19 protein-coding genes and 1 tRNA gene are annotated in these 24,282 nt (G+C 36.2%); 18 read left to right on the top strand and 2 right to left on the bottom strand.

Annotated elements, in window-relative coordinates:
- Positions 1-49 precede the first annotated feature (49 nt).
- The 5 genes from PATL70BA_RS00965 to PATL70BA_RS00945 all read left to right on the top strand — a co-directional run bounded on the left by PATL70BA_RS00965 (position 50) and on the right by PATL70BA_RS00945 (position 6,006).
- Entirely contained in the window at positions 50-1,378 is a 1,329-nt protein-coding gene (locus PATL70BA_RS00965; protein WP_172596045.1) for a peptidoglycan D,D-transpeptidase FtsI family protein, read from the top strand.
- Between the two features lie 131 nt (positions 1,379-1,509).
- Positions 1,510-1,962 (top strand): NUDIX hydrolase, encoded by a 453-nt coding sequence (locus PATL70BA_RS00960; protein WP_125135613.1) that lies wholly within the window; start codon positions 1,510-1,512, stop codon positions 1,960-1,962.
- 167 nt (positions 1,963-2,129) lie between these two features.
- Positions 2,130-3,488: a Trk system potassium transporter TrkA gene (gene trkA, locus PATL70BA_RS00955; protein WP_125135612.1), complete on the top strand. Its 1,359-nt coding sequence runs from the start codon at positions 2,130-2,132 to the stop codon at positions 3,486-3,488.
- Positions 3,488-4,933 carry a TrkH family potassium uptake protein gene (locus tag PATL70BA_RS00950; protein WP_125135611.1) on the top strand — a complete coding sequence of 482 codons (1,446 nt, stop codon included), beginning with the start codon at positions 3,488-3,490 and terminating at the stop codon, positions 4,931-4,933. The genes trkA and PATL70BA_RS00950 overlap by 1 nt, the downstream gene beginning before the upstream one ends.
- Positions 4,934-5,118: 185 nt before the next feature.
- Complete coding sequence (locus PATL70BA_RS00945; protein WP_125135610.1) at positions 5,119-6,006, top strand: fructose bisphosphate aldolase; 888 nt, start codon at positions 5,119-5,121, stop codon at positions 6,004-6,006.
- Between the two features lie 107 nt (positions 6,007-6,113).
- On the opposite strand, the gene PATL70BA_RS00940 is transcribed toward PATL70BA_RS00945, so the two are convergent.
- Positions 6,114-6,197 (bottom strand) — tRNA-Leu (locus PATL70BA_RS00940).
- A gap of 221 nt (positions 6,198-6,418) precedes the next feature.
- Here PATL70BA_RS00940 and PATL70BA_RS00935 point away from each other — a divergent pair.
- The 11 genes from PATL70BA_RS00935 (at position 6,419) to PATL70BA_RS00885 (ending at position 20,559) form a co-directional block, all read left to right on the top strand.
- Positions 6,419-7,012 (top strand): sigma-70 family RNA polymerase sigma factor, encoded by a 594-nt coding sequence (locus PATL70BA_RS00935; protein ID WP_125135609.1) that lies wholly within the window; start codon positions 6,419-6,421, stop codon positions 7,010-7,012.
- Positions 7,013-7,040: 28 nt separating this feature from the next.
- On the top strand, positions 7,041-7,670 hold the full coding sequence (locus tag PATL70BA_RS00930) for an anti-sigma factor family protein (protein WP_125135608.1): 630 nt from the start codon (positions 7,041-7,043) through the stop codon (positions 7,668-7,670).
- Positions 7,671-7,861: 191 nt separating this feature from the next.
- On the top strand, positions 7,862-10,492 hold the full coding sequence (gene polA / locus PATL70BA_RS00925) for a DNA polymerase I (RefSeq protein ID WP_125135607.1): 2,631 nt from the start codon (positions 7,862-7,864) through the stop codon (positions 10,490-10,492).
- Entirely contained in the window at positions 10,479-11,087 is a 609-nt protein-coding gene (coaE, locus tag PATL70BA_RS00920) for a dephospho-CoA kinase (protein ID WP_125135606.1), read from the top strand. The genes polA and coaE overlap by 14 nt, the downstream gene beginning before the upstream one ends.
- Positions 11,071-12,711 (top strand): ABC transporter substrate-binding protein, encoded by a 1,641-nt coding sequence (locus tag PATL70BA_RS00915; RefSeq protein ID WP_125135605.1) that lies wholly within the window; start codon positions 11,071-11,073, stop codon positions 12,709-12,711. The genes coaE and PATL70BA_RS00915 overlap by 17 nt, the downstream gene beginning before the upstream one ends.
- Before the next feature lie 53 nt (positions 12,712-12,764).
- A complete protein-coding gene (locus PATL70BA_RS00910; RefSeq protein WP_125135604.1) occupies positions 12,765-14,783 on the top strand; it encodes a cell division protein FtsA in 2,019 nt (672 codons plus the stop codon).
- A 21-nt stretch (positions 14,784-14,804) separates the two neighbouring features.
- Positions 14,805-16,478 (top strand): sensor domain-containing diguanylate cyclase, encoded by a 1,674-nt coding sequence (locus PATL70BA_RS00905; protein ID WP_125135603.1) that lies wholly within the window; start codon positions 14,805-14,807, stop codon positions 16,476-16,478.
- 119 nt (positions 16,479-16,597) lie between these two features.
- The gene (locus tag PATL70BA_RS00900) at positions 16,598-17,392 is read left to right on the top strand and encodes an MBL fold metallo-hydrolase (RefSeq protein WP_125135602.1); all 795 of its coding nucleotides are present in this window, start codon (positions 16,598-16,600) and stop codon (positions 17,390-17,392) included.
- Between the two features lie 38 nt (positions 17,393-17,430).
- Positions 17,431-17,703, top strand: coding sequence for an ACT domain-containing protein (locus tag PATL70BA_RS00895; RefSeq protein WP_125135601.1), 273 nt, complete (start codon positions 17,431-17,433; stop codon positions 17,701-17,703).
- A gap of 8 nt (positions 17,704-17,711) precedes the next feature.
- Entirely contained in the window at positions 17,712-19,070 is a 1,359-nt protein-coding gene (locus tag PATL70BA_RS00890) for a PFL family protein (protein WP_125135600.1), read from the top strand.
- Between the two features lie 25 nt (positions 19,071-19,095).
- A complete protein-coding gene (locus PATL70BA_RS00885; protein ID WP_172596044.1) occupies positions 19,096-20,559 on the top strand; it encodes an aminoacyl-histidine dipeptidase in 1,464 nt (487 codons plus the stop codon).
- A gap of 117 nt (positions 20,560-20,676) precedes the next feature.
- On the opposite strand, the gene tyrS is transcribed toward PATL70BA_RS00885, so the two are convergent.
- Positions 20,677-21,903 (bottom strand): tyrosine--tRNA ligase, encoded by a 1,227-nt coding sequence (gene tyrS / locus PATL70BA_RS00880; protein WP_125135598.1) that lies wholly within the window; start codon positions 21,901-21,903, stop codon positions 20,677-20,679.
- Between the two features lie 286 nt (positions 21,904-22,189).
- On the opposite strand from tyrS, the gene PATL70BA_RS00875 reads away from it, so the two are divergent.
- Complete coding sequence (locus tag PATL70BA_RS00875) at positions 22,190-22,873, top strand: response regulator transcription factor (RefSeq protein ID WP_125135597.1); 684 nt, start codon at positions 22,190-22,192, stop codon at positions 22,871-22,873.
- A gap of 4 nt (positions 22,874-22,877) precedes the next feature.
- Positions 22,878-24,275: a HAMP domain-containing sensor histidine kinase gene (locus PATL70BA_RS00870; RefSeq protein WP_125135596.1), complete on the top strand. Its 1,398-nt coding sequence runs from the start codon at positions 22,878-22,880 to the stop codon at positions 24,273-24,275.
- Positions 24,276-24,282: the final 7 nt, after the last annotated feature.

Raw genomic sequence — 24,282 nt, 5'->3', positions numbered from 1 at the left:
TTTAAAAAGAATAAGGTCTCTCATAGTCCTCCTATTTTTAATTTTAGGTTTGAATATAATTTATTATGTTGTTTTTCAAAGTGATAACTTGGTTGTCAATGACTACAATCCGAGACTTCAAGCCATAGAAAGTAGCGTTATAAGAGGTGATATATTAGATGGCAATGGTCATATATTAGCAACAAGTAAGATAGAAAATAATCAACAAATTCGTATATACCCCTATGGATCTCTTTTTGCACACGTGGTTGGCTATATGGGATATGGTAAATCAGGCATCGAAGCCTATAGTTATTTGGATCTAATTCGTACGAAAGAGAATCTCTGGGATAAATTCATGGAAGGTTTTACCAATGATCAGCCTAAGGGACACTCGGTTGTTACGACCCTAGATTTGGATTTGCAACAACTGGGTAGAACTTTACTCGGCAATAATAAAGGGGCTATTGTAGCTATTGAACCTAAAACGGGTAAAATACTCGCGATGGTATCGACGCCGGATTATGATCCTAATAATATTTCTACCAATTATAGTACTTATCTTAAAGATGAAGCCTCAGCAACCTTGTTGAACCGTAGCACTCAAGGTCTGTATCCGCCAGGCTCTACCTTCAAAATCCTTACTGCTTTAGCATATTTGCAAAATCATGAAGCCAGTGATTTCAGTTATAAGTGTCTAGGGAAAGATACTTTTGGAGAGAAAACCATTCATTGCTATAATAATAAGGTTCATGGTGATTTGACCCTTGAAGAAGCTTTTGCTGTATCTTGTAATACCGCTTTTGCACATATAGGTGAACAAATAGATATGAACCAATTGCACAATTTGACGGAGATGTTTGGGTACAATCAAAGGCTAGAGTTAGAACTGGAAACGAGTAACAGTCGATATGGCATCGAAAATCAGAAATCGGCTTCTGAGCGGGCAGAAACAGTCATTGGTCAAGGGAAAACACTGGTAACACCCCTTAATAGCGCTATGATGGTATCTATTTTGGCTAATGATGGTCATCTTATTAGGCCTTATCTGGTTAGTCAAGTTATTGCAGAGGATGAATCTGTCATACGTGAGCAAAAAATCATGGATACAGGTAGGGTTATTTTAGAAGAAGATGTAAAACTCATAGAGGGCTTCATGAAGAAAACCAGTGAAGAAGGAACGGCAATACAACTTAGTAACAGTCAATACACTGTAGCAAGTAAGACAGGATCAGCTGATAATTCAACAGGTGCTGCTCATGCTTGGTATGTGGGCTATGCGCCTATCGAAGAGCCGAGAATTGCCTTAGCTGTGGTAGTGGAAAATGTAGGCACAGGATCTGCCCATGCGGTTCCTATTGCGAAAGCATTATTAGACGCTTACCTTATTGAAAAATAGTAGATGTGTTAAAAAGGTTGAAAGTTAATAAGAATGAAGGTATACTAAGTTCAATCAAACTTTTTAATAGCTTGGCAATCAACTTAGAGTCAAGTAAATGAAGAGCACCCATAAACGAGGAGGCTGATTTTATGAAAGAAGCTGTAAGTTGTGGTGGGGTTGTAATTCATAAAGGCAAAATATTGTTACTCTATAAGAATTATAAAAATAGGTATGACGCATGGGTATTACCTAAAGGTACAGTTGAGCCAAATGAAGAGTATAAGGAGACCGCCCTTAGAGAAGTAGCTGAAGAGGCGGGTGTAAGTGGTCAAATCATCAAATATCTTGGAAAAAGCCAGTATTCTTTTATGGCAGCAAATGAACAAATTCAAAAGGATGTCAATTGGTATTTGATGAAAGCGAACAATTACTATACCAAACCACAAAAGGAAGAGTACTTTGTTGATTCAGGGTACTATAAGTATCATGAAGCCATTCACATGCTTAAGTTCACCAATGAAAAACACATATTAGAATTGGCTTATAGTGAATTTTTGGAACTAAGGCGTTGCAATATGTGGGGCAATAAGAAATATATGTAGATAAGTGAGCAGCCAAAATGGGCTGCTCATCTGCTATACGAGAGTTTTTTAATATAAAGAATGAATATTCTGAAAATATATTGGGTTAACGGTGGTGTTGATATATTAGATGTGTTAGAAAAAATATTTTATTGTTAAAAATAGTTAAGAAAACGAAAGGTTAAGTCATGAAAGTAATTATAATTGGTGCAGGAAAACTAGGCTATAAATTAGCAGAAGCTTTAATTAACAGTGATGTTGAAGTCACGGTTGTTGATTCAAAAGAGAGGGTTATTAAGCACATACGAGAGTACTTAGATGTCCTTACGATTACAGCCAATGGGACAGATATGGATGTACTAAAATCATTGAACTTGAAATCTTATGCTTTACTAGTGGCAACAACCAACAGCGATGAGACAAACACGATTATCTGCGCATTGGCAAAAACAGCAGGTTGCAAACAGACCATAGCCAGAATAAGAAATCCGGAATACTCACAACAGCTGGATTTTCTTAAAATTGAAATGGGCATCGATCACATTGTGAATCCTGAATTATCTACAGCCAATAAGATTGCCAGATATCTTACAAAAGAGTATATATTTTATTCAGAGAATTTTGCAAGAGGGCAAGTTTCAATGATTGACTGTCATGAACGGTTTTTTAGCGGTTTTAAAGGTAAAATAATTAAAGATATTGATGATATGGAAGGATTATTGATTGCTGCTATCTCAAGAAGAGGTGAAATAATCATACCAAGTGGCCTTACAACAATAGAGGAAGATGATATATTATATGTCATAGGTAAGACCAAGATGATTAAACGCTTCAGTCATCGTGCGGATTTAGACAATAACCGTTCTAGCGTGAAACGTGTCATGATTCTAGGTGGGGGTAAAATAGGCTATTATTTAGCCAAAAGACTCTTAGCCAGTCGTATACAAGTGACCATTATTGAATCGGATGAGGATCGATGCCGTTATCTGTCAGAGAAACTGGATAACGCATTGGTGATCAAAGGGAATGGAACAGATATTAATATCCTAGAAGAAGAGAAACTGCCTATGATGGATGCTTTTATTGGTGTTACAGGTTTTGATGAGCAAAACCTATTGATGTCCTTGATGGCCAAACAAGAAGGTGTTAAAAAGGTCATTGCCAAAATCAGTAAGCCAAGTTATAATACCATAATTGACAAATTGGGCATCGATGTTGCCTTGAACCCGACAGAAATCATAGCCAGTGATATATTAAGATTTATACGTGGTGGAAAAGTTTTATCTGTATCCATGCTTCTTGGTGGACAGGCTGAAGTTATAGAGATTGTTGTCAGTAAAGATATGGCTATATGTGATAAAAAAATCAGCAATCTTGCATTGCCAAAAGGTATTATTATTGGTGCCATTGTTGATAAGAACGATGTCATTATTCCAAATGGCCAAAGCATGATTGAAGAAGACAGTCGATTGATTCTTTTTAGCTTGGCAAAAGATATATCCATGATCAATAAAATTCTAAAACCTAGTAGAAAGAAGCTATTATAATGAATTCTCGAATCGTTGCTAAGATTATTGGGGTACTGCTAATACTTGAGGCGCTGATGATGGTGCCATCATTAATAATCTCTATTATTTATAAGGAACAAGATGGTGTTGTGTTTGCCATGATTATTCCATTGATTGCTCTGGTGGGTTTTCTCCTGTCAAAAATCCAATGTGAAACTAAGCTTATTAAAGTTAGAGAAGGCTTTGCAATCGTTGCATTTGGATGGGTTGTATTTTCCTTATTCGGTTCACTACCGTTCTATCTGTCAGGTAGCATCCCTTCTTTTGTTGATGCATTTTTCGAGACGGTTTCAGGGTTTACGACGACAGGTGCCAGTATTTTAACAGAAATAGAGAGCCTACCAAAAGGTGTTTTGTTTTGGCGGTCTTTTACCCATTGGAATGGTGGTATGGGCATTTTGGTATTTACTGTTGCGCTTTTGCCAAAGTTTGGTGTTGGTGGTTTTCAGATATTTAAGGCAGAAAGTCCAGGCCCAGTCGTGGATAAAATCGCACCTAGGATTAACGACTATGCAAAAATTCTTTATAAAACCTATATCTTTATTACCTTATTACAGATTAGTCTTTTGTGGTTTGCCGGTATGAATCTTTATGATGCAGCTGTTCATACCTTCGGTACGGTCGGTACAGGCGGTTTTTCTACTAAAAATTTAAGTGTAGGTGCTTATGACAGTCCTTTAATTCAGATGATTATAGCAGTTTTCATGGTTGTAGCAGGTGTAAATTTTTCCTTGTATTATGCCTTATATAAAGGTAAATGGTCCATGGTAGTCAAAGACCGAGAATTAAGGCTTTATTTGGGTATTGTAGCGGTTGCTACATTTCTGATTACTTTAAATATAAGCCCTTTATACGGCAATATGCTTGAATCTGGGAAATATGCTTTTTTTCAAGTCGGATCTATTATATCAACGACAGGTTATGCCACGACAGATTTTAACCTTTGGCCAACATTTAGTAAAGCCATGTTAATGGTGCTTATGTTTGTTGGGGGTTGTGCCGGATCTACTTCGGGCTCGGTTAAGACAATTCGTATTTTGGTACTTTTTAAACTTATCGGTAGAGAAATAGCACGCATATTTCATCCAAGAGCGGTTATACCTGTAAAATTAGGAAAAACAAGTTTACAAAGTAATACAGTAAACAGTATTGTAAGCTTTTTTGTACTTTATTTATTGCTTTTTGTAACTGGAACTCTGGTTATATCCCTTGAAGGTTTAGATCTAGAAAGTTCGGCCAGTGCGGTTGCTGCAACACTTGGTAACATAGGTCCCGGATTTGGCATTGTTGGACCTACCGGTAACTATAGTGGTTTTAGTGATTTTAGCAAGCTGTTCTTATCTTTTCTTATGCTCCTTGGACGTCTGGAATTATTTACAATCATTGCTCTTATCGAACCTAAGAGATGGATTGAAGAGTTCTAGAGATAAATTAAGTCGTAAAAAAGAGAAGTAACTTTGGAAATGAATCTGAAGTTACTTTTTTTGTTTAAAAAGCGCATGGATGAGACGAATCCGATGCACATTTCTAATAAACAACCTTTTGGTAGTTTTTTAGAATAAGGTGTATACTAAAGGAGCAACAGTTAATTCTAAATGGAGGTGTTTTTATGAATATAGTACAATTTGAACGTATGAAAAAAGACGATGGTTTTATTGCAGCTCTTGATCAAAGTGGCGGGAGCACACCGAAGGCCCTTGAATCCTATGGAATTCCTAAAGAAGCCTATTCAAATGAAGAAGAAATGTTTCAATTGGTACATGAAATGCGATCTAGGATTATGAAAAGTCCAGCCTTTACAAAAGATAGAATACTTGCTGCAATTCTTTTTGAAAAGACAATGAATATGAAAGTAGGAGATAAATATTCTGCTGATTACTTATGGGAAGAGAAAGGCATTGTACCTATTTTAAAAGTGGATCAAGGGTTGGCTGATTTGGAAAACGGCGTGCAGTTAATGAAACCAATGCCAAATCTTGATACATTACTTATACAGGCAGAAGAACGGCATATTTTTGGTACTAAAATGCGCTCAGTAATAAAAGAAGCCAATGAAACCGGAATAAAAACATTAGTTAAGCAACAATTTGATATTGGTAAGATTATTTGGGATGCAGGACTTGTGCCAATTATTGAACCTGAGATAGATATTCATATGCATGACAAAGAAAAAGCGGAAGAAATGCTTAAACAAGAATTACTGCATCACCTAACTCAGCTCGACCCAGAATATCAGGTTATGCTAAAACTTACGATACCTGATGTTGATGATTTTTATTTAGAAGTCATTAACCATCCTAGTGCTCTTAGAGTGGTTGCTTTATCAGGAGGATACTCAAGAAATGAGGCCAATGAAAAACTGAGTCGCAATCATAAGTTGATTGCAAGCTTTTCAAGAGCGTTGTCTGAAGGATTAAATGCGAGGCAAAGTGATGATGCATTTAATACGATGATGGATCAATCCATCCAGTCTATTTATGAGGCATCCATTACATAATAATAAATATCAAATAAAAAAACACGTCAAACCTTGTTTAATTTCTTAAAAAGTCTGATGTGTCTCATATAATTAAATAATCCCAAATCTATAAAAACTTGTATGAATGCGGATAGTGGGAGTCGAACCCACACACTGTCACCAGCGTCAGATTTTGAGTCTGATGCGTCTGCCTATTCCGCCATATCCGCAGTTGAATATAATGTAGGTGCTGATGACGTTTTTATATAATATCATATAAAATAGTAAAACGCAATAGATTTATTTTTAATTGATTTGAAACCCTTTAACCAACATTTGTAATGGGAATGTAGTATTAATAGTAGTGCCGCTTATGATTATTTATGCTATAATTATAAACGATATTGTAAAGATAAAAGCAAATATAGTAATCAAATAAGAAGGTGATCAAGTGTCAGCGAAATTAGAACATAAGTTAATAAAGAATGCCGTTAATGGTGATTCTAAGGCATTTGAGAAGCTTATTCTTCCTTATGAAAAGAAAGTATATAACATTGCTATGCAAATGTTTAAGAATGAACAAGATGCCTATGATGCCGCACAAGAGGTGTTAATAAAGGTATATAATAACCTTGATAAATTCAAATTTGAATCCGCCTTTAGTACATGGCTTCATAGACTTGCTATGAACACCTGTATTGATGAGTACCGCAAACGGAAGCGTCATCTGGAACACACAACCACTATGGAAGTTAAGGTTGGTTTGGATGATGAAAGCATTACAAGGCAGTTTGTCGACCATAGCCTAACACCGGAACAAGAGGCATTGCAAAACGAAACGGTTATGGAAGTCCGCAATGCAATGGATCAGCTAAAAGAAGACCAGAAGATTTTAATTATCTATCGAGACATATACGGATACAGTTATGATGAGATTGCAAAGATGTTGGAATGTAATCTGGGTACAACCAAATCAAGAATTTCAAGAGCAAGACAAGCCCTAAAAGATATTATTATTAAAAAGCGGGAACAAACTGCCAGTTAAAGCGTCTAAAATAATGAAAGGAGGCGAGATGATGGAGTGTATAAAAGCCCGAGAATGGATACACCAACACATGGACAAAAGTTTGGATCATAGTAATGAAGTACTATTGATGGCACATATAGAAGATTGTGATGTTTGTCGTAAAGACTATGAAATCCTCATGTCTATCCATCAAGTACTTCAATCGACAGATGAAGTTGATTTGCCTTCTGATTTTCATGAACGTTTGATGAAAAAAATAGAACGCCCTAAAAAAAGACAAAATATTGTATTCTTAAAACAGCTTAACATTGCTGCTGTCATTGTTTTTGTATTGGTCTTTAGTTTAATTGGACTTAATAACCTGAATCAAGAAAAAAATATGAGTAATGATGAAGTTTCAGAAGAAATGCTATCCATGTCCGCCTTAAGTGATGATAGTGGGGATGTAGGTGTTGCAATGGAAGCAACTGAATCTGAGGATGCCTCTTTATCAAGAGCATCGAATGAAAATGAGCGCAGTCAGAAAGCTACAAGTGATAGCTTACTACAAGAGGTTGATCATCTGTATGGGAACGATTTATTTGGCGTTCCATATGACAAAGGTTGGGTCATCGTAATGGTAGGTGGTATCCTCATCTTAGGATTACTCATAGGGTATATCAAATTAAAATTCTAACAATGAATAAAAAGATGTTTTCTACATGAAGACATCTTTTTTTTGTTTTGGAAACTACACCTTTCCTAAATATAACTACTTTTGTTATGAATACCTCACTTTGTTGTGGTGAATAGGATAGATGTTTGTTATAATACTAAGGGACTCATGGTAACTTGACAGCGTTGTACTTATAGAAATCGGGGGAGAGTATGAAAAAACTTTTACTGGTGGATGGAAATAGTATTATGAACCGAGCCTTCTATGGCATACCTTTATTAAGTAATAGTGAAGGCGAGTATACAAATGCTGTATATGGTTTTATTAATATTGTAACGAAAATAATAGAAGATGAAAAAGCGACCCATGTGGTCATAGCTTTTGACTTAAAGGGACCTACCTTTCGAAACGAAATTTTTAAAGATTATAAAGGCACAAGAAAAAGTATGCCTGAAGAACTAAGACCACAAATGGTACTTGTAAAAGAAGTATTAAACACGATGAACATATCTATATGTGAAATCCAAGGCTTTGAAGCAGATGATGTACTTGGAACATTAGCACGAACCGGAGAACAGGATCTTTTTGAAGTAGCCATATTATCCGGCGATAAAGATATGTTACAATTGGCCACAGAACGTACTAAAATTATAATTCCAAGAACGAAAAGTGGAACAACCACATACGAACAGTATTATGATAGAGATGTTATGGATATGTTCGGTGTAACACCTACAGAGTTTATTGATGTAAAGGGACTTATGGGCGATGCCTCTGATAATATACCTGGCATACCCGGTGTAGGTGAGAAAACAGCATTAAAGCTTATATCTACATATCATACAATAGAAGCCGCTTATGAAGACAGAGAGGGTTTTGCTAAAGGCCTAAAAGGGAAGATGACAGAGTATATCGATCAAGCCCTGCTGAGTCGTAAACTGGCGACAATCATAACAGATGTTGATCTTGATTTTAGTCTTGATAAAAGTGAGGTCGGTGAGATCTATACAAAAGAGGCTTTTGATTATTTTGTCAGATTGAACCTCAATTCCTTACTGGGCAAATTTACAGATATAAAAGTGGAAAAAGAACCGGATATGAATGTGGAAAAAATTAGTGACATTGATCAGTTAGAGCGTCTATTAGAGGGTGCTAAAGAATGTTATTATTATCTTTTCTATGATCAGAGTATGACCGGTCTTACTTTTATATGTGATCAGACAACCTATTATTATACGGATAGTAGGCTTATTGACAAAGCACTGATTTATAAGACCATTAATGACTTGCTCATGAATGAGACTATTAAAAAGATTACATATGATCTTAAATACCAGTTGCATCAAATTGATGCACCTATGCATCTTTATGCAAAATCTATAACCGATGTATCACTTATGATGTATCTGATTAACCCTGTATCGAGTCATTACGAAATCGATAAAATCGCTGCTGAGTATGGTGGCATATCCTACATGGCGGATGACAGATTTTTAGGTAAGGGTAAATCCATTAAAGCTTTAATGGACATTGATGAAAATGAATTAATAGACCGTGGTGTACTAGCAGTTAGAGCGATTAAGCAAGCCTATCCTAAGATAGTTAAAGAAGTTGATGATAAGAATCTGATGGGCTTATATAATACAATTGAACTACCGTTATTATATGTTTTATACCGCATGGAAAAGCGGGGTATAAAAGTGGATGGTGAACAATTAAAAGCTTTTGCTGAAAGGCTTAGAATTAGTATTGAGATTTTGGAAAAGGAAATATTTGAGATGGCAGGAGAAAACTTTAACATCTCATCCCCTAAGCAGCTGGGTGTTATTCTTTTTGAAAAACTGGCCTTACCTTTTGCTAAAAAAACGAAAACTGGCTATGCAACTTCCGTGGATATACTGGAAAAAATTAGACCGTATCATCCTATTGTGGATGCAGTCATGTCCTATAGACAACTAACAAAATTAAAATCAACTTATGCGGATGGCTTATTTGACTATATTCAGGAAGATGGACGTATACATTCGACTTTCAACCAAAAAGTTGCTTCCACCGGACGCATCAGTAGTCAAGATCCTAATTTACAAAACATACCCATACGTTTGGAACTTGGACGTGAAATAAGAAAAGTATTTGTACCGGATGAAGGCTACATTTTTATTGATGCAGATTATTCTCAGATTGAGTTAAGATTATTGGCCCATCTTTCAGAAGATGCATCCTTTATAAAAGCATTCAGAGAAGAGTTAGATATTCATAGAATGACGGCTTCACAAGTATTCCATATCCCTTTTGAAGAAGTAACCGATCTTCAAAGACGTAATGCCAAGGCCGTTAATTTTGGTATCGTTTATGGCATCAGTGCTTTTGGGTTAAGTCAAGACTTGAATATCGGTGTAAAAGAAGCAGGTGCTTATATCCATCAGTATTTTGAAAAGTATCCAAAAGTTAAAAGCTTTTTAGATGCGTGTATTAGCCAAGCAAAAACTGACGGTTATGTAACAACGATGTACAACCGCATTCGACCTGTGCCTGAACTTGCTTCAAGTAATTTTGTCCAAAGATCTTTTGGAGAAAGAGTTGCTATGAATACACCAATACAAGGTAGTGCTGCCGATGTAATAAAGATTGCTATGATTAATGTAGAAAAGAGACTGGTTAAAGAAAAGAGTCGAGCAAGACTAATTCTTCAGGTCCATGATGAACTGTTAATTGAAGCACCCATAGAAGAACAAGAATATATTCAATCACTCTTGGTTGAAGAAATGGAACAGGCGGTATTAATCAGTGTACCCTTAACCGTAGATGCCCATATAGGAAAGAACTGGTATGAATCAAAATAGTTATGTTATAGGAATTATTGGGGGCGCAGGAACGGGTAAGACCTATATGAGTAAGTACCTAGTTGAACATCTGAATGCTATGTTCATTGAAGGAGATCAAATTGCTCATGAATTATTGAGGGATAAAGGGATGATCCATAGTATTTCTGAAAAATTTGGTGACGACATTGTTGAAAATGGTGAAATCAATCGTTCAAAACTAGGAAAAATCGTTTTTGCAGATAAACAATCTTTAATGGCCCTAAATGAAATTATGCACGGTACTATGTTTAAAATGATTGAGGAAAAAATCAGAAGATCAGATCATAAATATATTATACTTGAAGCAGCAGTTATGATTGAAGCCGGTTTTTCTAAGCTGGTTCATGGGATGGTGTGTCTAAAAGCTCATAAAGATATAAGGCTAGAGCGGCTTATATCTTCTAGGTCCATTGATTTAAAAACAGCAGAAAATATTCTCAAGTCACAAAGAAATGATTATGAAGATTATGCAGATTATATTTTTGATACAACTGAAGGTATAGAAAGTATCAAGGATGATCTAGAAAAAATGATGAACGAGATTAGGGAGGCAGAATATGAAAAAAATAACTAAGCTATTATGGGTTTTTGGACTTGTGATGGTTTTAACCGGTTGCTCTGCAAATCAAGAACAGCCGAATACGGAAGTGGATGAAACCACAAGTGAAGTAGAAGAATCTCAAACAGATTCAGGTGAAAATGCAGAAACAGAAGTCATCAAAACCGTTGAACCGACTTTTGGAGGTACACTTAGAATTGCAAGCTATGCACCAAAAACACTTGATCCATTAAAAAATGATCAACAAAGTGTACTTCAGGTTCTAGGACTCGTATATGAACCACTTTTTGTTCTAGATGAGACATTGATGCCGATTCCGGTAATTGTTGCTTCTCATAGTTTTGAGAATGAAGGTGCAACACTTACCATCAAGCTAAAAGACAATGTGCTGTTCCATAATGGTGTAAAATTAACAGCATCAGACGTTGCTTATACCATCAATAGAATTAAGGATGTTGATTATTCAAGCTATAAAAATCAAGTTAGACCGATTAAAAACACAACAGTCGTGGATGAATTGACATTGAAAATCTATTATAATCAAGGATATGCTTTTGCATTAAGTGACTTAACCTTTCCCATTGTTTCAAGACAATACGTATCATCATCCGATTATGATGAAATGTTTCCAATAGGTACAGGACCCTATCGATTTGTAGAATATCAGCAAATGCAGAATTTTGATTTGACAGCAAATCTAGATTGGCATGGTGATGGACCTTATATAGAGAATATAAAAGGTGTCATCATGAATGATGGTCAGGCCATGGAAACGCTGTTTGATCAAAAACTGATTGATATCATGAACCCAAGTAATTTCAATTGGTTGAAGTATTCCAGCAATGAGGAACAGAATATTACAAGTTACACTTCGAGCTATTATGACTTTATTGGCTTTAATTTTGATCGTCCTTTGTTTTTGGATAAGGAAACACGTCAGGCTTTTGCATATGCTGTCAATCGTGAATTTATTTTATATGACCGCTATATAAATCATGGTAAACTTGTCAATGCACCTATTATTCCGGGTAGTTGGTATGCTACTGGACGTGAACTTTATTACAATTATGATATGGACGTTGCAAAGCGTCTTGTCGAAAGTAAATATGTTGATTTTGACGGAGACGGATTTTTTGACTATGCGGATGAGGCAAAGCAAACATCTATAGAACTCACCATGCTCGTCAATAAAGAAAACAGTCTTCGTGTGCATACAGCTGATATTATTAAGAAAGATTTTGAAGCTTTAGGTTTTAAGATTCTTTTGGACGTCGTTGAGCCAAATCTATATTATGAAAAAATAGAAAGTGGTGACTATGACTTATTATATGGTGGGTGGAAAATGTCCCAAGTTCCGGATTACGGCTCATTGTTTGCAAGTAACGGATTACAAAATCATATTCGTTATAAGTCAGAAACCATGGATCAATTGATTAACAGTATCGTTGGTGCCTATACGATGGATCAGCTAAAAGCATCTGTAAATAATTTTGAAACGCATATGATAGAAGAAGTACCATATATCTCTTTGTATTTTTTAGATGGCGCGGTTATGAGTGGAAAAAATGTATATGGTAAGATTCATCCCAATACAGAATGGATGTTTCATGGCATTGAAAATTTGTACTTAGATTTTTAATAGAACCATTCCTAATGCAAAGATGAATCTATTATGGATATCGAGGTGTTTTCATGAGTAAAAACAACAATAAGCTAAATGATAATTATGTTTTTGGATTAGATATTGGAACCAGATCTGTCGTAGGTGTGGTCGGCTACAGAACGGGTATCGATTTCAAAGTGATGGCTTATGCTATGGTGGAACATGACACAAGAGCTATGATTGACGGTCAGATTCATGACATAGGTAAAGCAACTGAAACCATTGTACAAGTTAAAAAGAACCTTGAAAAACAACTAGGTGTGACATTACACAAAGCATGTATAGCGGCAGCCGGGCGTGTCCTAAAAACAGCTTTGATACATGTGGATCAGGATATGGATCCTACAATCATCATAGATGATCAACACATTAATACCCTTGAATTACTGGGTATGGAAAAAGCCCATCAACAGGTCAACACCAACCTGGACGAGGAAGAGATGGGGTATCATTGTGTAGGTTACACTGTATCAAAATACTATCTCAATGACTATGAAATCACATCACTAAAAGACCATAAGAGTAAAAAAATTAGTGCAGATGTACTGGCTACTTTCCTACCTCAAGAAGTCGTTGAGAGCTTGTACAGCGTTGTAAAAAACGCAGATATGGAAGTCTATAGTCTTACACTGGAGCCTATTGCAGCAATTCATGTGGCAATACCTGAAGAATACAGATTACTCAATATTGCTCTGGTAGATATTGGTGCAGGAACATCAGATATTGCCATCACAAAAGATGGCGGTATTATTGCCTATGGTATGATTCCTATGGCAGGCGATGAGCTAACAGAAGCTATTGTTCATCACTATTTGGTAGACTTTAATACAGCAGAAAAGATTAAAATAAAAGCTTCAACAAAATCAAAAACTGTATCTTTTAAAGATGTTATAGGGATGAAGCATACTGTAGATACCCATGAGATTAATCAAATACTTGAAGATGTATCCCAGCAACTTGCAAAGAAGATTGCCGATCGGATTATAGAACTGAACAATGGTAAATCAACCAATGCGGTCTTTGTCGTAGGTGGTGGTGGACAAGTCAAGCATTTTACAAATGTTTTGAGCCAGTCTATGGGACTCAGTCCCGAACGTGTTGCTATTAGAGGAAAAGAAGTACTGGATAGTGTGGATTTTGGTGAAACCAAAATTAAAAAAGGTCCGGAATTAATTACACCAATTGGCATCTGTTTAACCGGACTTGAGAACAATAAACATGATTTCATCCAAGTATATCTTAACGATGAACCTATAAAAATCTATGACAATAATCGTTTGACCATCATGGATGTGGTAGCATATAAAGGTATAGAACCTAAAAAATTCATTGCTAAAAAAGGTCGCACCCTTGAGTTTGAGGTGAATCAAAATCAAAGAAGAATTCCTGGTGAGCCGGGAATACCCGCTAAAATACTACTTAATAATGAAGAAGTAAGCCTAACCTCAAAAATAAAAATGCATGATTATATAACGGTCATAGAAGCCAAATCCGGGAAAGATGCGACACTATCGACATACCAATTGGTCAAGACACTAGACCTCAAAGTTTACTTTGAAGAAAAGGTCTATCCACTGGTACCGGAAATTTATGTCAATGAAATAGGGATGACCATGAATCATGACATAAAAAACAATGATGTCATAAGATTGAAGTTACCCACACTGGTCAGTTTTTTGAGAAAACATGATTTAGATGATTTTCAATATGATTATTACATCAATGGTCAACCTTCAGATGAGAAAAGCAGTTTGGCAGATCTTGATCATATATCAAAAAGAGAGAGAAAATCCCAAAAAAATAAAGGGGATGAATCCAAAGAGGGTGAAACATCAGGGAAGTGTATTTATGTATCCGTAAATGAAACACCTATAAAACTCGAAGGTAAGTCAACCTACATTTTTGTAGATATTTTCGAGGTTTATCCTTTTGATTTATCTAAACCCCAAGGCAATGTGGTATGTAAAATCAACAATGCCACCGCTTCCTATATGGGTGAAATACATGATGGTGATCATTTGGAGGTTTATTGGGAACAAATATCCTAAAGTTAAGGTGGTAAATCAAACATGGACCGTATTCTAAAGTATGAATATATCATCCTGAAACGTCATGCACTCTTAATAATGATTCTGTTGTTTTACGTTTTCTATAGCTACTTTGATAAAAGAGAGCTTGCGATTCCATTTTTGGGTATAATGATTTTTGTCATAATAACAATAAGTCGTTTCGTCTTGCTGAAAATGAACTATGGCCATCAACGCACCATCTATAAAGTAGCAAATGTATTTTATATGACTTTTTATGCCTATTATTTAAGTGATGACCGGCTCTTAGTGCAAGGTCTAAGTATGCTACTTTTTTTTATTAATTTTATTGAACTTATAATTATTATTGAGCCTGAGGCACCTAGTGAAAAAGTCGATCTTTTATGGATGGGTGCACTACCACTTGCTATAAGTAGCATAGCTACTGCGATGCGTAATGCTTTGACAGTTGAGATGATTGTTTACTGGGGAATGTTATGGATAACGCTTTATGTTGTCTTCAATACAGTTGGTTATTATGTTTACGAACAAAAAAAGATTTTTATGAATCTTAATTCTGAAATAAAAAAGAACAAAGTTGAAAAAGAATCCTTGGAAATCGAGAAAAAAAATTATAAAAAACTACATCATGTATTGCTGAAACAAAAACAAGAAATCGAGAAAAAGAATATTGAATTAAACCGTGTTAGTTCGGAAATGTACACCCAGTCTGAACTCTTAAGGTATATTAGTTCTGTGCTTGATATAGATGAATTAATTGGCTTAGTAGCAGATTCAATCATTGGCGCCATTGGTGTCGACACATGTATGCTATATGTTATTGATGAAGGTACCAATGAAAAGTTTTATAAAGTGAATACAGTCATTGAGTATGATTTTCTTGAGTCTTTTAAGTCAGATGTTGAAACAGGTGTCTATAAACGCTTTTATGAGACGGGAAAGCCTTATATGGATTCAAATGTAGACATGCAAGAATATCCCTTTATTCAACACCGAGAAGTGGGGTCACTGATTATTGTACCTTTGGTAAAATCAGATGATGTATATGGCTTGTTAATTGCTGAGCACCACACAAAAGATATGTTTGATCACAACAGTATGAATTTCTTTAAAAGTATCATCAGTCAGATTAATATTGCTATTAACAACGCCAATCTATACAGTAAAATGGAAGAAATCGCTATACGAGATGGTCTTACCGGCTTGTATAATAGAGAAGCTATTCAGAAAATTATCATTGAAACCATTGATCATCTTGAAAAAAAAGAAGTGCTTTCATTGGCGTTGTTGGACATTGACCGGTTTAAAAAAATCAATGATACCTATGGACATCTCTTTGGTGACGAGGTAATAAAAGCAGTCTCAAGCATTATTCAACACATAGCAGATGATTATAATGGTTATGCAGGTCGATATGGTGGTGAAGAATTTTTAGTCGTGTTGCCAAACACAAAGCTCAATGAAGCAGAAACCATAGTGGCAGCTTTACACGAAGAGATAAAGGGTCTGGACATCATATATAAAGAAACAACGAAAGTTAAAGTCAATGTATCTATTGGACTATCGGCTTTACCCACAATTGCAAAAGACGTGGAGGGTCTCCTTCATAGAGCGGATAATGCAATGTATTATTCCAAAAATCATGGTCGAGGCAGATTGATTGTAGATCATGAGAACCTACTGGACACATTGTAAGACGTGTTGCATATAGCTTTTTATGAAAGCCTGTGATAGTATAGAGTCAGTTCGTTTTTTTGGAGCTTAGGCTAGAGGTGTTTCCAGCGGATATGCGTTTTGAAAGTTGAGGAAGTTAGATGAGAATATGTAGTCTTGCAAGTGGCAGTAGTGGCAATTGCATTTATATAAGCAGTAAAGATACTCATATATTAATTGATGCAGGACTGAGTGGTAAGAAAGTAAGAGAAGGTCTAAGTTTTCTGGGCGTAACAATGGATCAAATACAAGCCATTCTTATCACCCACGAGCATTCCGATCATATAAAAGGACTTGGTGTACTTTCTAGAAAGCATCATATACCGATTCATACAAAATCAAATACCTTTGAAGCCATTATGAACAAGTCTTCTTTGGGTGTTATAAACCCAATGTTGTTCACCCCTGTCGTTGAGGATGAACCTTTTTTTGTTGGTGACATTCAGGTAACTGCTTTTAAATCCTTTCACGATGCGGTTGATCCTATAGGGTATACTTTTATATCAGAAGGAAAAAAAATCAGTGTAGCAACTGACTTGGGTACATACAATGATTATATCAAGTCTCATCTCGCCAATTCAAACGTGCTTTTTATAGAGGCCAATCATGATATCCGCATGCTTGAGGTTGGACCTTATCCGTTTTTTCTTAAGCAACGGATTTTAAGTGATTTGGGACATTTGTCCAATGATCGTTCAGCTCAGTTGATTTGTGAACTGTATCACCAAGGTATGAGTCATGTGGTGCTTGGACATCTTAGTGAAGAAAACAATATGCCGGATGTAGCCTATGCTTCTATTGAGTATGAGCTGAAAAACAGCCTTAAGCACTTAAGTGAGAACCTACGCATCATCGTTGCAAATAGATGTTCTAATTCTGAACTTATATGTCTATAGCTATAAAAACAAATAAAACATTATATAGGAGGATTAACATGAAAAAGGGTATAATAACAGTCATTGGCAAGGATACGGTAGGTATAATAGCAAAAACCTGTACCTATCTTGCGGACCATAACATTAATATTTTGGATATTTCACAAACCATCGTAGAGGATTATTTTAATATGATGATGATTGTAGATTTGACAAGCAATATGGAATCCATAGAAGCACATGTAGATAACCTAGCTAAGTTAGGTGAATCCATCGGTGTCATTATCAAATTGCAACTAGAAGACATATTTAATGAAATGCATAGAATATAGGTGGATATATGATTAATTTTTTTGAAGTATATGAAACAAAAGACATGATAGAATCAGAAAATCTAGATGTTAGAACCATTACGATGGGGATTAACCTCATGGATTGTGCCGATGAAGATGTAAATGCTTTTAATGAAAAAATCTATAACAAGATTACAACTTATGCAAAAGATCTTGTGAAAGTGGGAGAAAGCATATCCAAAGAGTATGGGGTCCCGATTGTCAATAAAAGAATTTCGGTAACACCCATTGCGTTAGCAGCCAGCAGTTGTAAAACAAAAGATTATGTCAGTATTGCAAAGACACTTGATAGAGCAGCAGAAACTGTAGGTGTTAATTTCATTGGTGGCTTTTCAGCACTTGTCAGTAAAGGTATGACACCAAGTGATGAAATGCTCATCCGTTCTATCCCTCAAGCATTGGCATCTACCAAACATGTGTGTAGTTCGGTTAATGTGGGTTCTACAAGATCTGGCGTTAACATGGACGCTGTAAAGTTGATTGGAGAAATCATCCTAGAAACAGCGGAAGCTACGAAAGAAGCAGATTCTATTGGTTGTGCTAAGTTTGTAGTATTTACCAATGCACCGGACGATAACCCATTTATGGCAGGTGCATTTCATGGTGTTACGGAAGCCGACGTGGTTATCAATGTAGGCGTTAGTGGCCCTGGTGTTGTCCTTAGGGCAGTTGAGAAATGTCGTGGTGAAAGCTTGGAAGTCTTAAGTGAAACCATTAAAAAAGTAGCTTTTAAGATTACCAGAGTCGGACAAATGGTAGCTAAAGAAGCCGCAAGAAGATTAAACGTACCTTTTGGCATTATCGACCTTTCACTGGCACCAACGCCAGCAATTGGCGACAGTATTGCCGATATTTTATGTGAAATGGGACTTGAATATGTAGGTGCACCGGGAACGACGGCAGCACTTGCTATGTTAAATGATTCCGTGAAAAAAGGCGGAGCTATGGCATCATCGAATGTGGGTGGATTAAGTGGTGCTTTTATACCCGTTAGCGAGGATCAGGGTATGATCAATGCTGTAAAGGCCGGTGCTCTTACCATAGAAAAATTAGAAGCAATGACATGTGTATGTTCAGTCGGCTTGGATATGATTGCTATACCGGGATCAACAAAAGCAACTACAATTGCTGGAATCATTGCAGATGAAATGGCCATTGGAATGATTAACCAAAAAACGACTGCTGTTCGAATTATCCCTGTTATAGGGAAAGACGTGGGTGATATTGTGGAATTTGGCGGTTTACTTGGCTATGCACCTATCATGCCGGTGAATGCTTTTGATTGTTCCAAATTCATTAATCGTGGTGGAAAAATACCGGCTCCAATTCATAGCTTTAAAAATTAGAGTATATATAAAAGGATGTGTGAATATGACAAATAAATTAGAAGGTCTTGAACCTAAGAAGGTATTTCACTATTTTGAAGCCATCAGCCAGATACCCAGACGTTCAGGCCATGAAAAACAGCTTAGTGATTATATGGTTGGTTTTGCAAAAGAAAGAGGTTTGGAAGTCCATCAAGATGAATACCTTAATGTTATCATAAAAAAACCCGGAACAGCAGGGTATGAAGACGCACCCATTACAATTATTCAAGGACATTTAGATATGGTCTGTGAACAAAACGAGGGAACGGACCATGACTTTGAGAAAGACCCCATTGATCTGGTTATTGAAGGCGCATGGCTAACGGCCAACGGCACCACACTTGGCGCCGATAATGGTATCGCCATTGCCTATGCCATGGCTTTATTAGATGCAGAGGATATCCCGCATCCACCTCTTGAAGTGGTTATGACAACCGATGAAGAAGTGGGCTTAACAGGTGCCTTGAAAATGGACAAAAGTCTTTTAAAAGGATCTTATTTCATTAATCTGGATTCGGAGGAAGAAGGAGAGTTAACCGTTGGTTGTGCTGGGGGGCTAAAAGCTACCTTAAGACTACCCATCAGTCATACTGTTAAAGTTTTTGATGAAGCCAAAGTTCAAGTCATAGAAATAAAGAATCTGAAAGGTGGACATTCTGGAGTCGACATCGACAAGAACAGAGCCAATGCCGATCATCTTATGGGACGTATCTTAAGTCATTTGCGAAAAGGTTGCTCTTTTAGAATTGTTGACTTTGTCGGCGGCTCAAAAGACAATGTTATACCAAGAGAAGCAAAGGCTATTATTGTCTATGAAAGTGTGGATCATTCAAGCTTTGAGAATTTATATGAAGAAGTAAAGGCTCAAATCAAAAAAGAAAATCGTACTGTGGAACCGGCTTTGACCATTGATATCAAGTCAATGGAATATAATAAAAGCTTAAAAGTTTTCTCAAGAAAAACAACAGATCAGTTAATTTATACACTTATTAACATACCTAAAGGTATTCAGACGATGAGTGCGGACCTTGAAGGCATGGTTGAAAGTTCCCTTAATCTTGGAAAATGTGCTGTTGAGGGTGACACTGTGGTTATGTTATTTGCAATCAGAAGCAATATCAGGTCTCTAAAATACCATATGACAACGCAGCTGGAGTGGTTTGCTAAACAAATCGGTGCTACATTAACGCCAACAGCAGATTATCCTGAATGGGAATTCAAACCGGACTCAAGATTGTTAGACAAAGCAGCCCTTGTTTACGAAGATATGTTTAATAAGAAACCGTTGGTTAAAGCCATTCATGCAGGATTAGAACCAGGTGCTTTTTTGGAAAAATTACCCCATCTAGATGCCATATCTTTCGGACCGGATATGGAAGAAGTCCATTCACCCAACGAGCGACTCCACATAGAATCCACTATGAGAACATGGGAATTTCTAAAAGCCTTACTAAAAGCGTTAAAATAAAAATCAAGATCCGTGATCACAACAGGATATTAGTACTTATCTATGTAGAAAGCAAAAGAGGTATAAGCCCAAATTACGGGTTTATACCTCTTTTAATAATAATATGAGATCAAGTCATTAGATTTTTATCATATGGTGGACTTTTTTCCCTTTTCGAATCATCAATTCACCGTCGGCGTTAAAATCATCTTTTGTTATCAGGTAGTCCACATCTGTAATCTGTACATCATTAATACGAACACCACCTTGTTGAACATTCCTTCTACCTTCTGATTTACTTGGAATGAGTTTGGCTTCCAGTAGGAGTTCCAGTAGGTTCATACCTGTTTCAAATACGGCCATATCCATCTGTGTTTGTGGCACATTGTCAAGCTTGGCGCCACTACCAAATAAGGCCTTGGTAGCTTCTAATGCTTTTTTAGCTTCTTCTTCGCCATGAATAAGGGCTGTAATCTCATAGGCAAGTACTTCTTTTGCCTGATTAATTTCTGCACCTTCTAAAGCACCAAGACGATTGACTTCTTCCATAGGCAAGAAAGTAAGTAGGGCTAGACACTCTTTGACCTTGACGTCTTCTATATTGCGCCAGTATTGGAAAAATTCATAAGGGGAAGTACGTTCCTTATCCAGCCAAAGTGCACCTTTTTCGGTTTTTCCCATTTTGATGCCTTCACTTGTGGTAAGTAGGTTGAAAGTAAGGCCAAATGCAGGTTTTTGTTCTTTTCGGCGAATAAGTTCAACACCACCTAGAATATTGGACCATTGATCATTTCCACCCATTTGCATAACACAATCATAACGTTGGTTCAGTTCAAGAAAATCGTAAGATTGAAGAAGCATATAGTTGAACTCTAAAAAAGATAAACCTTTTTCAAGTCTGGATTTGTAACATTCCGCTGTCAGCATACGATTCACAGAAAAATGGACACCGATTTCACGGATAAAGTCGACATAGTTTAATTTGAGTAACCAGTCGGCATTGTCTACCATAATGGCTTTGCCATCAGAAAAATCGATGAGATTAGAAAGTTGAACCTTAAAATTGGCAGCGTTGGCATCAATTTGTTCAGAAGTAAGCATCTGTCGCATATCACTTTTTCCTGAAGGATCGCCAATACGTGTGGTACCACCGCCAATAAGTGCTATAGGTCTATGGCCGGCATGTTGCATATGCGCCATTGCCATAATGGTTAAGAAATGTCCGGCGGTCAAGCTATTAGCCGTTGCATCAAAACCTATATAAAAACTTATTTTTTCCTTCGACAGTAAATCTTTAATTTCTTCTTCGTGGGTAGCTTGAGCGATAAAACCTCTCTCAAGCAAAACATCATATGCACTTTTCATGTATAGCCTCCTGAAAATATTTATTTTTGTATCCTATGGTATAAACCTTCATACCATAATATAGCTATTTAAGAATTATAAAAAGACTCTAGCTATAGTTATATCACAATTGCCGTTGTTCATCAAGGCTGAAATGTATTAACACATAACTCAACTATTCTAAATCTAGGATTTCATAGTTATAAATCAGATTTGACCTATCTTATTGGGTTCCATGCTGTATAAAGAATATGTTATAATAATATATCATAAAAAGGTATAGTATGTGTTGATATTGGAGGTTCTAATGAATATATTGGTTGCAGAAGATGAAAAGGATTTAAGAGAGCTGCTTAAACTGAATCTAGAAAATGAAGGTCATCAGGTTTTTCTAGCTAAGAATGGAAAAGAAGCTTGGGATATTTTTGATCATCAGCCTATTGATATCGGGCTTTTTGACGTCATGATGCCAATCATGGATGGATTTAACTTACTTAGGCGCATTCGAGAAAAAAGTGATGTTCCAATAATCATGCTTACTTCCAGGGGAGATGATATGGACAAGGTCTTAGGTTTTGGTCTTGGCGCGGATGATTATTTGGTTAAACCTTTTAGTATGGTTGAATTGGTTGCTAGAATTGATGTAAGAGCTAAAAAAAATAAGTCTATGAGAATGGGTGAGGAATCTATTACAATAGGGCCTATAACACTTGATCCGGTATCTTGCATGGTTTATAAAAACAATGAGCCCATTGATTTAAGTGCCAAGGAATTCTTGATGCTTAAATACTTGATGGAACAGCCGGGACGCGTTTTTACTAAAAAACAAATATATATGGCTGTTTGGGACGAGGATTTCCTGTATGATGACAATACGATTATGGTACATATTAGTCATTTGAGACAAAAAATAGAAACAGACCCTAAAAAACCTGCTCTTATTATTACCATTAAAGGTATAGGGTATAAATTCAGTAAGGTAGGGGTGTGAAAAAATGAAAATGAAAACTCGGTTTCTGCTTAACTATATACTTGTATTTTTTATAACTTCTATTATTGCCATACTGGCGTTCTTTTTGCTAAGTATTGTATCCGGATTTATTGAAGATGCACTTGTAAAAAACCAATACGATGCCGCATCGATGATGAAGGATCATTACAATGATATACAAGTCCTTGAAATTATCAATCATAATGGTGGCGTACAGGTCATAGATGAGAATTACAAGGTTATCTATACAAAAGGTATCAATAATTTTCCTAAAAAACAGTTGACGGTCTCTGAATTTACACAGTTCTTAACCTCATCCCAAGCGATTTCACGAGCATACAGTTATAGTATTGCCTACAATGATAAGGAAAATTTCTGGTTGGTTATAACCTTTCCCACATCATTACGGTTTGACTTTGCCATTACACATAATAGCAATTATGAGTCTTCAGATTCAGTTGTTGTATTTGGAACAATTATTTTAGGTATCGTGGTATACCTTTTATTGTTAATATCCAGCAGTCAAATATATTCAAAAATTATGGCACTAAGTTTTTCGACACCCATGGAGAAACTTCAGAAAAGTGCCAATCTGATAAAAGAAGGTCGTTATGATGCTAGAGTATCATTAAATCTAAAACATGAATTTGGTGATCTTGAACAAGCCTTCAATAAAATGGCTGAAACCATACAAACTGAGATGGAACTTAGGAAGAAATCTGAACACTTAAGAAAGCAGTTGATTTTAGATGTTGCTCATGATCTTAAAAATCCATTGGCGGTCATCACAGGTTATACAGAATATTGTATTGAAAATCCGAGTGAAGAAAGCAGGCAGTATTTGGTGATGATAAGGCGCAATGCTTATCGTGCAAGTGCCCTATTAACCAGTCTTTTTGATCTGACCAAGTTAGACAGCCCTGATTTTAAACTTAGTCTTGAGTCGGTAGATTTTTCGGAGTTTTTAAGAGTGAAATTGGCTGAATACATAGATGATTTTATTTTTGAAGGATTTGAATATGAATTTGATATCCCTACACATGCTATAAAAGTTCCATTAGATACACAAGAAATGGAACGTGCAATTGACAATTTGATCAATAATGCATTGAAATACAATGAAAAAGGTACAAAGATTAGTATTGAGCTTAAAGAAGATGAAGAAAATTGTTACTTGCTAATTTCTGACAATGGTATCGGCATACCGGATGATTTACAAGAAGATATTTTCAAGCCTTTTGTAAAAGTGGATGCATCTAGACAATCAGGCCTAGAAGGTAGTGGTCTAGGGCTTGCAATAACAATGAAAATCATACAACTTCACAATGGCAATATAACGATGGAATCTAAACGTCATATAGGCAGTATCTTTAATATAACCCTTCCAAAAAAGACACCTTAACCATCGA

Origin of the sequence: Petrocella atlantisensis (assembly GCF_900538275.1) — a bacterium.
Lineage (GTDB): Bacteria > Bacillota > Clostridia > Lachnospirales > Vallitaleaceae > Petrocella > Petrocella atlantisensis.
Note: the sequence above shows the minus strand (reverse complement) of the source record. Positions and strands in the feature narration are given on the sequence as shown.